The sequence below is a fragment of the Bradyrhizobium sp. SUTN9-2 genome, from assembly GCF_003122645.1.
GTDB lineage: Bacteria > Pseudomonadota > Alphaproteobacteria > Rhizobiales > Xanthobacteraceae > Bradyrhizobium > Bradyrhizobium yuanmingense.
In genome coordinates this window covers 4,925,372-4,937,584 of the sequence record NZ_LAXE01000001.1, presented here as the reverse complement: position 1 = coordinate 4,937,584, position 12,213 = coordinate 4,925,372, and the positions used below count along the sequence as shown (strand labels likewise).

At 66.5% G+C, this 12,213-nt stretch carries 13 protein-coding genes and 1 pseudogene; 3 read left to right on the top strand and 11 right to left on the bottom strand.

Translation table 11 applies throughout. The features are described 5' to 3' along the window. A pseudogene (locus XF30_RS38210) lies at nt 1–235 on the bottom strand (BA14K family protein); the annotation flags it as partial. A gap of 239 nt (nt 236–474) precedes the next feature. Here XF30_RS38210 and XF30_RS22835 point away from each other — a divergent pair. After that, complete coding sequence (locus XF30_RS22835) at nt 475–882, top strand: NADH:ubiquinone oxidoreductase subunit NDUFA12 (protein ID WP_036022873.1); 408 nt, start codon at nt 475–477, stop codon at nt 880–882. Between the two features lie 422 nt (nt 883–1,304). Here the strand turns inward: XF30_RS22835 and XF30_RS22830 are convergent, their stop codons facing one another. Beyond that, entirely contained in the window at nt 1,305–1,991 is a 687-nt protein-coding gene (locus tag XF30_RS22830; RefSeq protein ID WP_109143920.1) for a DJ-1/PfpI family protein, read from the bottom strand. A gap of 104 nt (nt 1,992–2,095) precedes the next feature. Between XF30_RS22830 and XF30_RS22825 the strand changes: the two genes are divergently transcribed. Continuing rightward, nucleotides 2,096–3,034: a GlxA family transcriptional regulator gene (locus XF30_RS22825; protein WP_109143919.1), complete on the top strand. Its 939-nt coding sequence runs from the start codon at nt 2,096–2,098 to the stop codon at nt 3,032–3,034. Nucleotides 3,035–3,110: 76 nt separating this feature from the next. Here XF30_RS22825 and XF30_RS22820 read toward each other — a convergent pair whose 3' ends face one another. Both XF30_RS22820 and XF30_RS22815 read right to left on the bottom strand, forming a co-directional pair. Then, entirely contained in the window at nt 3,111–3,365 is a 255-nt protein-coding gene (locus XF30_RS22820) for a PepSY domain-containing protein (protein ID WP_036000102.1), read from the bottom strand. Nucleotides 3,366–3,403: 38 nt separating this feature from the next. Continuing rightward, complete coding sequence (locus XF30_RS22815) at nt 3,404–4,450, bottom strand: Na+-dependent transporter (protein ID WP_109143918.1); 1,047 nt, start codon at nt 4,448–4,450, stop codon at nt 3,404–3,406. Between the two features lie 204 nt (nt 4,451–4,654). On the opposite strand from XF30_RS22815, the gene XF30_RS22810 reads away from it, so the two are divergent. Next, a complete protein-coding gene (locus XF30_RS22810) occupies nt 4,655–5,683 on the top strand; it encodes a DUF2155 domain-containing protein (protein ID WP_192893224.1) in 1,029 nt (342 codons plus the stop codon). A 12-nt stretch (nt 5,684–5,695) separates the two neighbouring features. On the opposite strand, the gene aat is transcribed toward XF30_RS22810, so the two are convergent. From aat to aroQ, 7 genes are all read right to left on the bottom strand, one after another. Further along, nucleotides 5,696–6,376 (bottom strand): leucyl/phenylalanyl-tRNA--protein transferase, encoded by a 681-nt coding sequence (gene aat, locus XF30_RS22805; RefSeq protein WP_057029056.1) that lies wholly within the window; start codon nt 6,374–6,376, stop codon nt 5,696–5,698. A 55-nt stretch (nt 6,377–6,431) separates the two neighbouring features. Then, nucleotides 6,432–7,547 (bottom strand): sensor histidine kinase, encoded by a 1,116-nt coding sequence (locus XF30_RS22800; RefSeq protein ID WP_036022880.1) that lies wholly within the window; start codon nt 7,545–7,547, stop codon nt 6,432–6,434. Then, nucleotides 7,544–7,984 (bottom strand): response regulator, encoded by a 441-nt coding sequence (locus XF30_RS22795; protein ID WP_036000093.1) that lies wholly within the window; start codon nt 7,982–7,984, stop codon nt 7,544–7,546. Before XF30_RS22795 ends, XF30_RS22800 begins: the two co-directional genes overlap by 4 nt. After that, nucleotides 7,981–9,507 carry a sensor histidine kinase gene (locus XF30_RS22790; RefSeq protein ID WP_109143916.1) on the bottom strand — a complete coding sequence of 509 codons (1,527 nt, stop codon included), beginning with the start codon at nt 9,505–9,507 and terminating at the stop codon, nt 7,981–7,983. Before XF30_RS22790 ends, XF30_RS22795 begins: the two co-directional genes overlap by 4 nt. Before the next feature lie 108 nt (nt 9,508–9,615). Further along, a complete protein-coding gene (accC, locus tag XF30_RS22785) occupies nt 9,616–10,974 on the bottom strand; it encodes an acetyl-CoA carboxylase biotin carboxylase subunit (protein ID WP_036022882.1) in 1,359 nt (452 codons plus the stop codon). An 82-nt stretch (nt 10,975–11,056) separates the two neighbouring features. Further along, nucleotides 11,057–11,545, bottom strand: coding sequence for an acetyl-CoA carboxylase biotin carboxyl carrier protein (gene accB / locus XF30_RS22780; protein ID WP_036022883.1), 489 nt, complete (start codon nt 11,543–11,545; stop codon nt 11,057–11,059). A gap of 35 nt (nt 11,546–11,580) precedes the next feature. Then, complete coding sequence (gene aroQ / locus XF30_RS22775) at nt 11,581–12,048, bottom strand: type II 3-dehydroquinate dehydratase (protein ID WP_036022884.1); 468 nt, start codon at nt 12,046–12,048, stop codon at nt 11,581–11,583. Nucleotides 12,049–12,213 lie beyond the last annotated feature (165 nt).

Here is a 12,213-nt window from a genome sequence, read left to right as displayed (position 1 = left end):
CTCCGCCCCCGAAACCGCCGCCACCGCCCTGGAACGCGGCGCCGCCGCCGCCCATGCGGGCGCCGCCACCGAAGCCGCCGCCTCCGCCACCGACCGCGGCACCTCCGCCACCGATCGCCGCACCACCGCCCGCTCCGACCGCGGCGGCACGACTCTGCTGCGCAAAGCTCGGGCTCGCCAAGGGAAGAACCAACGCCACCGTCGCAGCGGCACTCAACAATTTCAGACTGTTCATGGTAAACTCCTTTCCCGGAAAGCAACCCTGAGAAAGCGCGGGGGTTCCTGGGATCACGCCGGTTTGCGCGCGCATGGAGCCTCAGGTCCCGCCGCTGTACCGGGCATGAATGAATCGCGTCGGCTTTGCGGCAGGGGCGTGCGCGGCAGGCGGATTTGCGGGGCGCCGACGCGCCTGCCGAACTGGACATTTCGGCCCCCGGATGGCATCAGGACCCCACGAAGCAGGGCCCTTGCCGCATGAAACAATTCTTCCTCAAGTTCTTCACCTGGTGGAATGGCCAGACCTTTGGCACCCAGCTCTGGACCAAGCGGTATGGCGAGCTGGTCGGGGAGGACGAGCAGGGCAACCGTTACTACCGCACGCGGGGCGGGGCGATCGATCCGGCGCTCGGCTTCGAGCGGCGCTGGGTGATCTATAACGGCTACGCGGAAGCGAGCCGGATTCCACCGTCCTGGCATGGCTGGATTCACCACGTCGTCGACAAGCCGCCGACCGAGATCGATTATCAGCCGCGCGAGTGGGAGAAGCCGCACCAGCCGAATCTCACCGGCACAGCGAAGGCCTATCGGCCCTCCGGCTCGACGCTCGCCAGCGGCAGGCGTCCCAAGGCGACCGGCGACTATCAGCCCTGGACGCCCGGCTAAGCCCCTTTCGGCCGACCCACGAATCACCATCGTCCAAAGCGGATGCACATGCATCCGCGCCGCGCCGCTGTGGACAACGGGAACAGCGGGGATGCCGCCTGCGCAGGTGTTGCCGCGAGGCGGGCGATGCGGCTCAATGATCCCATCTTACGGAGATGGGAGACCATCGCGTTCGGTTCGGGCAACAGTTCGCGACTGTCCCGAGATGCAGCGGCCGCCGAGGAAGGACTCGATCGGGAGATAGGCCCCCGGTCTGGAAGCTCCGACATCGCCCGATGTGAATGTGCAGCCACCGTGAGACAGGAAAGGCCGCTTGGGAAACCGAGCGGCCTTTTTCTGTCGTTGTTCGCCTCGCGTGTCCCGGACGCGCTGCAGCGTGAAACGCTGCGCTGCGTCCGGGGCACAAGAGCAAGCCCGATCCTTTACGCCACCCGCACGGCCGCGCGCTGCACCGCCTCGAGCCGCCGTGCATGGTTCTGCGCGCCGCGCTCCCTCAGCAGCGCCAGCACTTCGGCGGGCGCCGTGTCGGGCGAGCCCGCATTGAACGGCGGGGCTGGATTATATTCCATCTGGAGCTGGATCGCTTCGGCGGTGGTGCGATTGACCATGATCGAGACCAGCGTCAGCGCGAAGTCGATGCCTGCGGTGACGCCGCCGCCGGTGATGCGGTTGCGATCGACGCAGACGCGGGTCTTCGTCGGTGTCGCGCCGAACTGCGCGAGCATCTCCATTGCGCTCCAATGGGTGGCGGCGCGATACCCCTTCAAGAGGCCGGCGGCGCCGAGGGCCAGCGATCCCGTGCACACCGAGGTGACGTACTTGGCGCCTGCCGCCTGCTTGCGCAGGAATTCGAGCACGTCCTCGTCGTTGAGAAGGTCGTTGGTGCCCTGGCCGCCCGGCACGCAGATGACATCGAGCTGGGGGCAATCCGCAAAGGTCGTAGTCGGCGTCAGCGTCAGCACGGAATCGCTCGGCACCGGCTCGATCCGCTTCCAGATCAGGTGCAGCTTTGCGTCCGGGACCATGGCGAACACCTGCAAGGGGCCGGTGAAATCGAGCTGGGTGACGCGCGGAAATACCAGGATTCCGATCTGGAGCGGTGACGACATGGGAGCCTCCGATAATGCGCTTGACGCCGGCAGAATGGCATGGTGCCCTTCTGTCCGAAATGGCATAATTCCCTCGGTTTCGGACATACGTTACGGCTTGGCCCATGATCGGCATCCTGATCTTCCCGGACTTCCAGCTGCTCGATGCGGCAGGTCCGATCTCGGCGTTCGAGATCGCAGCGCGCTGCCTCGGCAAGGCGCCAGCCATCCGCGTGCTGGCCGCCAAGCCGGGGCTGGTGCGCAGCTCGTCAGGCGTCGAGATGATGGCGCGCGACTTCAAGACCGCGAACGCGATCACGACGCTCGTCGTCGCCGGCGGCATGGGCGTCGCGGAAGCTGGGCGCTGTCAGATCACGCGGGCCTTCGTGCAGCGGCTTGCAAGGCGCGGCGTGCGGGTCGCGAGCGTCTGCTCGGGCGCCTTTGTGCTGGCCGAGGCGGGGCTTCTCGACGGCCGCCGCGCCACCACGCATTGGGGGCGGACGCGCGAGTTCGTCGCGCGCTTTCCCAAGGTTAAGTTCGAGCCGGATCAGATTTTTACCCGCGACGGTAATGTGTGGACATCCGCAGGTATCACCGCAGGGATCGACCTCGCGCTCGCGATGGTCACCGAGGACCACGGTGAGGAGATCGCGCAGGCGACCGCGCGGCAGCTCGTGCTCTATCACCGCCGCAGCGGCGGGCAGTCGCAATTCTCGTCGCTGCTGGAATTGAAGGCGCCGAACGGTCGTTTCGGCGCACTGCTATCCTGGGCACGCGAAAATCTCGACGCGCCGCTGACGGTGGAGGATCTCGCCGATCGCGCCGGCATGAGCGCGCGGCATTTTGCCCGCGCCTTTGCCGCCGAGACCGGCACGACACCGTCCAAGGCGATCGAGCGGCTCAGGCTCGAAGTCGCGCGCGAGCGCGTGCAGTCCTCGCGCGAGGCGATCGAGCGCGTGGCGGAGGTGACCGGCTTCCGCGACCCCGAGCGCATGCGGCGTGCCTTCATCCGCGCCTATGGCCAGCCGCCGCAGGCGCTGCGGCGCGCGGCGCGGGCGGGGTAGGACGTTTCTCTTGACCTTGGCGAGCCCTGCGGAACGGCGAAGTCGGGCGTTGCTCAGAAGCGGACTTCGGCGATGCTCACTTGTCCGGCTTCTCGCTCACGATGGCGCCGGTTTTGGGATCGGCACGGAATTCCATCTTCTGGCCGTTCTTGATGCCTTCGCCCTCCCACCGGCCATCGTCGGCTTCAAGCTTGGTGACCTCGGAATAGCCCGCCTCCAGGATCTTGGCTATCACTTGTTGCATCGGCATCCAGTCGGGGCCGGGTCGATCGGCTCTCGCGGCCGAGCCCAGCGCGAGCGAGCCGAGAACCAAAATCACGGCAAACCTCATCGCGACCTCCTTTGGGTAACAGACCTTGAACGGCCACCTTAGATTGTTGTTCCTTCACGGCGCTCCTGTGACACAAACGAGTGAACTTCGGCCTTTTTTGCCTCGCTGGACCCATTCGTGCGTGCCGTCAGGCGCCTTGCGATCGGCATCAGCATGTACGGCGCAAAGTGAATCGGAAACTGCGTCAGCGCGAAATAGAGCCAGGTCGTCGCCGGCAGCGCGCCGGCGGTGGCCGCCAGCATCAGGCCCAGATTGCGCTGTGACACCATCAGGCCGAGCGCGAACGCGCGCTCGGTGCCGGCACGTCGGAAGATCAGCGTGGTTGCGGCGAGGAGGGTGAAGTAGACCGCAAAAGCGAGCAGCGCGACGGCGATCGTGAACAGCGGATCGGCGAGAAACTCGGTTGCGACGTCGCCCATCACTGCGGAGGCGAACACCAAGAGTATGATGATGTTGAGGCCGTCGATCGGCCGCTTGTGGCGCTGGATTGCATCACTGCCCACCAGACGGCGGTTGATCGTGGCGGTCACCAGTGATGCGGCGAGGATGCCGAGCAGCTTCAAGCCGAGCGTCATCGGAGAGATGCTGAGCATGCCGCCGAGAAACAGGCTCGCGTACAGCGAGGCGGTGAATGGCACGAGCGCGGTCGAGGTCACCAGCGTGACCAGCACCAGCGCGGCATCGAGGCCCATCAGCGCGGCAAGCGCTGGCGCCGCCATCATCGGCGAGGCCATGCCCTGGAGCATCAGCGCGAGAGCAAGGCCTGGAGAGCTCGTGGAGAGCCCCGTCGCGTGGGCAGCGAGGGCGAAGATTAGCGGCACACCGATCGTGGTCCAGGCGGTGGCGGCCGCGACCAGCGCCGGCCGGCGCAGATGTCCGTACAGCGCGCCGAGATCGACGCGCATGAAGGAGATGCAGAGCAGAAGGAAGATCGCCTCGGTGACGTAGGGGCGCAGCAGCGCGCCGAGCGGCGGCACCGCGACCGCGATGAAGGCAATCGCCGCCACCGCGCGCGTGCCCTGGCCGCCAAGCCAGCCGAGGGCACGCAGGGGAAGGGCGAGGACGGCTCGGAGGAGGGAGGGCATTTCTGTCGGTATTATCGGCTGCGTAGCGCTTTGGAGGGCATGCTCGCCTTCGGCCATGGGGGTGCCCCGGCGAGGGGCTCAGGACTATCCCATCCGGGAGCCGGCCTGGCCAGACCGGGCCGGGAAGGGCAGGGATGCCGCCCTTCCCCCGCCGTATTCGGCGTGTTAACCGGAAGGCCTGCGAGCGGCGGTATCCCCTGTAGAATGTCCAACGAGCCCGATTCGCTGTTGAAGCCGCGCGAAATGTTCAAAACCTTTTCCCTGACCGGTCTTGCGGCGCTTTTGGCCGCCACCGCACTGACGGCTGCGACGCCGGCAAGTGCGCAGATCGGCACGATCTTCTCCGATCCGCCGCCGCTGCGGCCGCCCGGCAGCATTCCGCGCGGCCAGCCCCAGCCGCAGCAGATGCCCGAGGACGACGAAGAGGTGCCGGAGCTGCCGCCGCAGGGCCGGGTGCTGCCGTCGCGCCCGATGCCGCCGCCTCCGGGCCGGCAGGGCAACGTGATGCCCGGGCCGGTCGAGACCCAGCCCCTAGCACCGCCGCCGGGCTCGACCCTCGCGCCGCCGAACCAGCCGCCCTCGGCCGCGATCACTCCGCCGGGTCCGCAAGGCGCTCCCGGAGCGCCCGGTCAGCGCCAGCCCCAGCAGAAGGGCGGCGTGCCGCAGACGCCGGCCAGCCTCCAGCCGGGCGACGAGGTCGTGACGGAGCCGCCGGCCCAGAAGATCGTGAACAAGAAGGCGACGTTCTCCGGCCTCGACAAGATCACCGGGCGCATCATCAATTTCGACGAGGAGATCGGCGAGACCGTCCAGTTCGGTGCGCTCCGCGTCAAGACCAACGCCTGCTACACGCGTCCGGCGACTGAAGCGGCCAACACCGACGCCTTCGTCGAGGTCGACGAGATCACCTTGCAGGGCGAGGTGAAGCGGATCTTCTCGGGCTGGATGTACGCGGCGAGCCCCGGCCTGCACGGCGTCGAGCATCCGATCTACGACATCTGGCTGACCGACTGCAAAGAGCCGCAGCAGACCGTGGCGACGGCGGCACCGGATCCGGCCGCGGCCAAGCCGCCGCCACCGCCGCCCGCGCAGAAGAAGGCCGCGCCCAAGCAGGTGCAGCAGCGCCCGCCGCAGCCGCTGCCGCCGATCCAGCAGCAGCAACCGGCGCCGCCACCGCCGCCACCACCGGAGCAGCGCCCAGGCCTGTTCGGCATTCCCGGGTTTGGCCGCTAACCGAGCTGTTTGTTATTGCCGCGAAGCGATGATCTCGAGGGCGCTTGCGCCCGGGATCGCTTCGCCGGCGGAGAGCTTCAGGAAATCGCCGGGCTCGCCCGCCAGCGCCTTGTCGAGCAGCGCGGTATAGCGTCGCCGCGAGATCTCGACGGCGCCGAAGCTCTTCAGGTGCTCGGTGACATATTGGGTGTCGAGCAGCTCGAAGCCGCCGTGAATGAGCCGCGCGACCAGATGCACCAGCGCGACCTTCGAGGCATCGCGCACATTGTGGAACATGCTCTCGCCGAAGAAGGCCCGCCCCAGGCTGACGCCGTAGAGACCGCCGACGAGCTCGTCGCCCTGCCAGGCTTCGACGCTGTGGCAATGGCCGAGCTCGAACAGCCCGCCATAGAGGTCGCGGATGCGCTTGTTGATCCAGGTGTCCTCGCGGCCCACTTGCGGCGCCGCGCAGCCGGCGATGGTCGCCTTGAATGCGGTGTTGACGGTGACGCGAAACTGATCCGAGCGCACGGTGCGCGCGAGGCGCGAGGCGACGCGGAAGCCGTCGAGCGGGATGACGCCGCGCAGCTCCGGCTCGACCCAGAACAGGGTCGGATCGTCGGCGCTTTCGGCCATCGGAAAGATGCCGCAGGCATAAGCGCGCAGCAGCACGGCCGGCGTGATTTCAGACGGGGCGGAGTCGCGCGAAGTCATGGCTTGCCATCATAGCAGGATCGCAATGCAGTTGCGATGGGTGCGGCCGAACCGCTCAGCCCGTGGCAGCGGTGCTGGTCTTGCCGACGCTTGCGGGCATGCGGCCGAACTTCAGCACGACCCGGGTTCCGGAATGCGTGGGATCGCGCTCGACCGTGGCGTCGAGCTTGGTGGCCATGGCTGCGACGATGCGCTGGCCCATGCCGGTGGAGCGCGGATCGGCCTTGGCGTTGTCGCCGACGCCGTCGTCGGTGATCGAGAGCAGGAGGTCGTCGCCTTGCGAGATCAGCTCGACATGGATCGGGCCGGCGCCGTCGGGATAGGCGTATTTCACCGCGTTCATCACCAGCTCGTTGACGATGATGCCGACGGCGACCGCACGGTCCGGATCGATCTCGATCGGCTCGGCCTTCAGCGTCAGGCGCGACATGCGGTTGCCTTCGGCCGACCGCCTGAGATCCTCGAGCAGCGAGTCCAGATACTGATTGAGGACAACGCTCTTGAGGTCCTGCGAGGTATAGAGGCGGCGGTGCACCTGCGCCACCGCGGCGACGCGGCCCATCGCGTTGGTCAGCGCCGCCTTGACCTCGTCCTGCGCGGCGGAGCTTGCCTGCAGGTGCAGCAGCGAAGCGATGATCTGAAGCGAGTTGCCGACGCGGTGATTGACCTCGCGCAGCAGGAGCTCGCGTTCGGCGGCGAGCGCCGCGTAGCGGTCGCGCGAGGCGTGGATCTCGGCCTCGGCTTCCTCGCGAGCCCGTTGCAGCTCGGCCTGGCGTAGCGCGCCTTCGGCGGCGACGTGGAGGAGCGGGATGAAGTCGCCCTGGACGTCCTTGACCAGATAGTCGGCCGCTCCCGCCTTGAGCGCCGTCACCGCGATGCTGGAATCCTGCGAGGCGGTCACGAACACGACGGGCGGCGCGTCCGGGATCGCCATGATCTGCTCGAGCGTCTCGAGCCCGTCGAGGCCCGGCATGTACTGGTCGAGCGCGACGACGTCGATGCCGCCTACGGTGCTGTTCTGGGCGGCGGCGCGGCGGATGTGCTCGAGACCTTCCTCGCCGCTCGCGGCATGGACGACCCGGAAGCCGCGCCGCGTCAGGCCGCGATCGACCAGGCGCGCCAGCGCCCCGTCGTCGTCAATGTAGAGCAGTGTCGGCGTGCGCTGGTTCATGTGGCGGCGGGCGGGACCTGGATGACCGAGAAGAACAGACCGAGCTGCCGGATGGCGTTGGCGAAATTCTCGTAGTTGACGGGCTTGGTGATGTAGACGTTGCAGCCGAGCTCGTAGCAGCGCTTGATCTCCTGGGAATCGTCGGTGGTGGTCAGCACCACCACGGGCGAGGCCTTCAGGTACTTGTTCTCCTTGATCTGCTTCAGGATGTCGATCCCGGTCATGTCGGGGAGGTTGAGGTCGAGCAGGATCAGGAGCGCGTTGCCCTTCTGCACCAGCCCGGAGCCGTCGGCGCCGAACAGGTGCCGCATGGCGTCGGTCCCGGTGGTGAAGGAGACGATCTCGTTGTTGACGCCCGAGCGGCGGATATTGCGCTCGATCAGACGGGCATGGCCCTCGTCGTCCTCGACCATGATGATGGTGACAGGCTGGGTCATCGATCTCTGTTCCGGTTGCTCACGTTCCAGGCGATCGGCAGCGTGATCGTGAAGGTGCTGCCCGTGTTGAGTTCCGATGATACCGACATGGTGCCGCCGAGGCGACGCACAAGTGCACGCACATGGGCAAGACCAATGCCCTGGCCGGGCTTGTCCTGGGTTCCCGCGCGGCGGAACAGGTCGAATATCCGCTGGTGGTCCTTGGGATCGATGCCGCGGCCGTTGTCGCTGACCTCGAAGATAGCGTAGCCGAGCTTGGTCCGCCCGCGGATTCTGATCTCGCCGGGCACGCCGGGCTTGAGATATTTGATGGCATTGTCGATCAGGTTGGAGAAGATCTGCTCGAGGGCGAGACGGTCGCTCACGAGGTCCGGCAGGGGCTCGACGTGAATCTCGGCCTGCGCCTCGGCGGCCTGGTGCGCCAGCGTCGTCACGATGGCCTCGATCAGCTCGCGCGTGTCGATCTTCACCGGCTGGAATTCGCGCCGGCCCTCGCGGGTGAGGTTGAGGATGGCCGAGATCAGCCGGTCCATCTTGGCGATCGACGATTTGATGAAGCCGAGCGCTTCGGAGAAATCCTCCTGGAGCTGCTTGTCGGCGTCTTCGAGCGCGATCTCGCCCGGCGCGGCGGGCGCGAGCGGCGCTCCTTCCGCAGGGGCGTGCGAGAGGCTGCCGATGCGGCGGAAGATGTCGCCGCCGAGCTCATCGAGCTCGCTCGTGAAGCCCATGATGTTAACGAGCGGCGAGCGCAGATCGTGGCTGACGATATAGGCAAAGCGCTGGATCTCGTCGTTGGCTTCGCGCAGATCCGCCGTGCGCTCGTCGACGACGGTCTCGAGGTTGGCGTAGGCCTCGCGCAGGCGCGCTTCGGCCGCATCGCGTTCGCGTGTCGAACGCCGCACCAGCCAGATCGAGATCAGCGCCAGCACCACAACCAGGCCGGATCCGATACCGGTCATCGAGGCGGCCAGGGTCTGGCTGCGGTCGGAGTTGGCCGTGCGGAGGCGGAACAGCCGCTCCTCCTCCCGCATCATCGTGTTGGCGACGCTGGCGATCCTCGCCGTGGCGTCCTGGGCTGCCAGCTCACGCACCAGTGCCGTGGCCTTGTCCGGCTGGCCTTGCCGAATGAAGGCCATTTCCTGCGCGAACTGGTTGAGCCGGGTTTCGATCGCCGCGCTCAGCTTCTCGACATTCTCGCGTTGCCCCGGATTGTCGACGCTCTGGCGGGTGAGCTTGTCGAGGGCCGGGATGATGGCGGCCACGGCCTTTTCATGGTCAGTCCTGAAGTTGTCTTCCCCGGTCAACAGGTAGCCACGAGCGCCGCTCTCTGCACGTCGGATCTCCAGCAGCAGGGCATTGATCTGGTTCTCCACCTCGATGGTGTGAACCACCCATTTGCTGTCCTCCCGCGCCTTGTTGACGAGATAGACGGAACCGGCGCTGATCACGGTCAGCACCAAAAGGCCCGCCGCGAACAGCAGGATCTGCCAGAATGCGCGCCGTCGCTGGCCTTCAGCCGTCACGACGGTTCACCTTGTCTGCAGGCAATGGAGTTCAAAACGCCCCCCTTGGAACTGGCCCCAACCCTCCAGAACGCGATTGGAGGCAAGGGGTTCCATGAGAGGGCGTGATTATCGTGGCGCTGGTTCCACCTTGCCGGCCAGGTACTGCTCCAGCCAGTGGATGTGGTAGTCGCCGTTGATGATGTCGGCTTCGCGCACCAGCGCGCGGAACAGCGGCAGCGTGGTCTCGATGCCCTCGACCACCATCTCGTCCAAGGCGCGGCGCAGCCGCATCAGGCATTCGGCGCGGGTCTTGCCGTGCACAATCAGCTTGCCAACGAGGGAGTCGTAATAGGGCGGGATCGTGTAGCCCTGGTAGACGGCGGAATCGATCCGCACCCCGAGGCCGCCGGGCGGATGATATTGCAGGATCCGGCCGGGCGAGGGGCGGAAGGTCTGCGGATTCTCGGCGTTGATGCGGCACTCGATCGCATGGCCGATGACCTGGACCTCGTCCTGCCTGGCCGGCAGGTCGCCGCCGGCGGCGATGCGGATCTGCTCCAGCACGAGGTCGATGTCGGTGATGCTCTCGGTGACGGGATGCTCCACCTGGATGCGGGTGTTCATCTCGATGAAGTAGAACTCGCCGTCCTCGAACAGGAATTCGATGGTGCCGACGCCGAGATATTTCATCTCGCGCATCGCTTTCGCGCAGGTCTCGCCGATCTTGGCGCGCGCGGCGGCAGCGAGCACGGGCGAGGGGCCTTCCTCCCAGACCTTCTGGTGGCGGCGCTGCAGCGAGCAGTCGCGCTCGCCGAGATGGATCGCGCCGCCGCGGCCGTCGCCGAGGATTTGGATCTCGATGTGGCGCGGCTTCTGCAGGTATTTTTCCAGATAGACGGAAGCATCGCCAAAGGCGGATTTGGCCTCGTTGGCCGCCGTCGATAAGGCGACCTGGAGGTCGGCCTCGCTGTGCGCGACTTTCATGCCGCGGCCGCCGCCGCCCGCCGCCGCCTTCACCAGCACGGGGAAGCCGATTTTCCTCGCGATCGCCATCGCATCGTCGTCGGGACCGACGGCGCCGTCCGAGCCGGGCACCACGGGGATGCCGAGGCGCTTGGCGGTCTTCTTGGCCTCGATCTTGTCGCCCATCAGGCGGATGTGCTCGGCCTTGGGGCCGATGAAGTGCAGATTGTGCTCGGCGAGGATTTCCGCAAAGCGCGCGTTCTCGGAGAGGAAGCCGTAACCGGGATGCACCGCGTCGGCGCCCGTGATCTCGCAGGCCGCGAGCAGGGCGGGCACGTTGAGATAGCTGTCCTTGGACGCCGGCGGCCCGATGCAGACGCTCTCGTCCGACAGCCGCACATGCATGGCATCGGCGTCGGCAGTGGAGTGCACGGCGACGGTGGCGATCCCGAGCTCCTTGCAGGCCCTGAGGATGCGAAGGGCGATCTCGCCGCGGTTGGCTATGAGGATCTTGTCGAACATGTTGTCCTGCAGCGAATGGCGAGTGGCGAATGGCGAGTAGGGAAGGCTGACGCCATTCGCTATTCGCTATTCCCCATTCGCGTCACTCAATGATCACCAGCGGCTCGCCGTACTCGACCGGCTGGCCGTCCTCGACCAGGATCTGCGTCACCGTGCCGGCGCGCGGCGAGGGGATCTGGTTCATCGTCTTCATGGCTTCGATGATCAGCAGGGTCTGGCCGACTGAGACCTTGGTGCCGACGTCGATGAACGGCTTTGCGCCCGGCTCCGGCGCCCAATAGGCGGTGCCGACCATCGGCGAGGTCACGGCGCCGGGATGCTTCGACAGATCGGCCGCGGCAGGGGCCGCGGGGCTTGCTGCCACCGGCAGGGCGGCCGGAGGAGCCGTCACCTGCATCGGCATGGTCGCGGCAACGCTGATGTTGCGGGCAACGCGCAGTCGCAGACCCGCTCGCTCGATCTCGATCTCGGTGAGGCTGGTCTCATCGAGCAGAAGTGCCAGCTCGCGGACGAGCGCGGAATCCTCGCTGGAAAACTTTGCGGCTGCTTTGTCGTCTGGCTGGCGCGCCATGTTGTTTGATCCGAATGTTCTGTTGGAAGGGAGCGTCAGGCGTTGGGCTTGATGCCGAGCTTGGCGGCAAGGCCCTGGATGGCGAGGCGGTAGCCCTCGATGCCGAAACCGCAGAGCGAGGCGAAAGCCGCGCGCGCGGTGTAGGAATGGTGACGAAAGCTCTCACGGGCGTGGATGTTGGTCACGTGCACCTCGACGGTCGGAATCTGCACCGCGAGCAGCGCATCGTGCAGTGCGATCGAGGTGTGGGAATAGCCGCCGGCATTGATGATGATGCCCTTCATCTTGCGCGCATGCGCCTCGTGGATGAAATCGATCAACTCGCCTTCGCGGTTGGATTGCCGGCAGTCCGCCTTCAGGCCGAACGTCGCGGCCGTGTCCCGGCACAGCGCCTCGACGTCGGCCAGCGTCGCATGGCCATACTTGTCGGGCTCGCGGGTCCCCAGCATGTTGAGGTTCGGCCCGTTCAGGACGAGGATCGTGTCGGTTGCAGGTTCGGCCATTCCAATCCCGGAAGAGGTGTTTCGGCGTGGCGGGGGTTATAGGTAACAAAGCGCGTGAGGGGAAGCCTTGAAGGGCCTTGAGGTTGGGTTCAAGCACCTCATCCAGTGCGCAAAAACCTGTGCGGAAACCACGGAAATTGCTTGTTAACCAGTCCGAAGCATGGC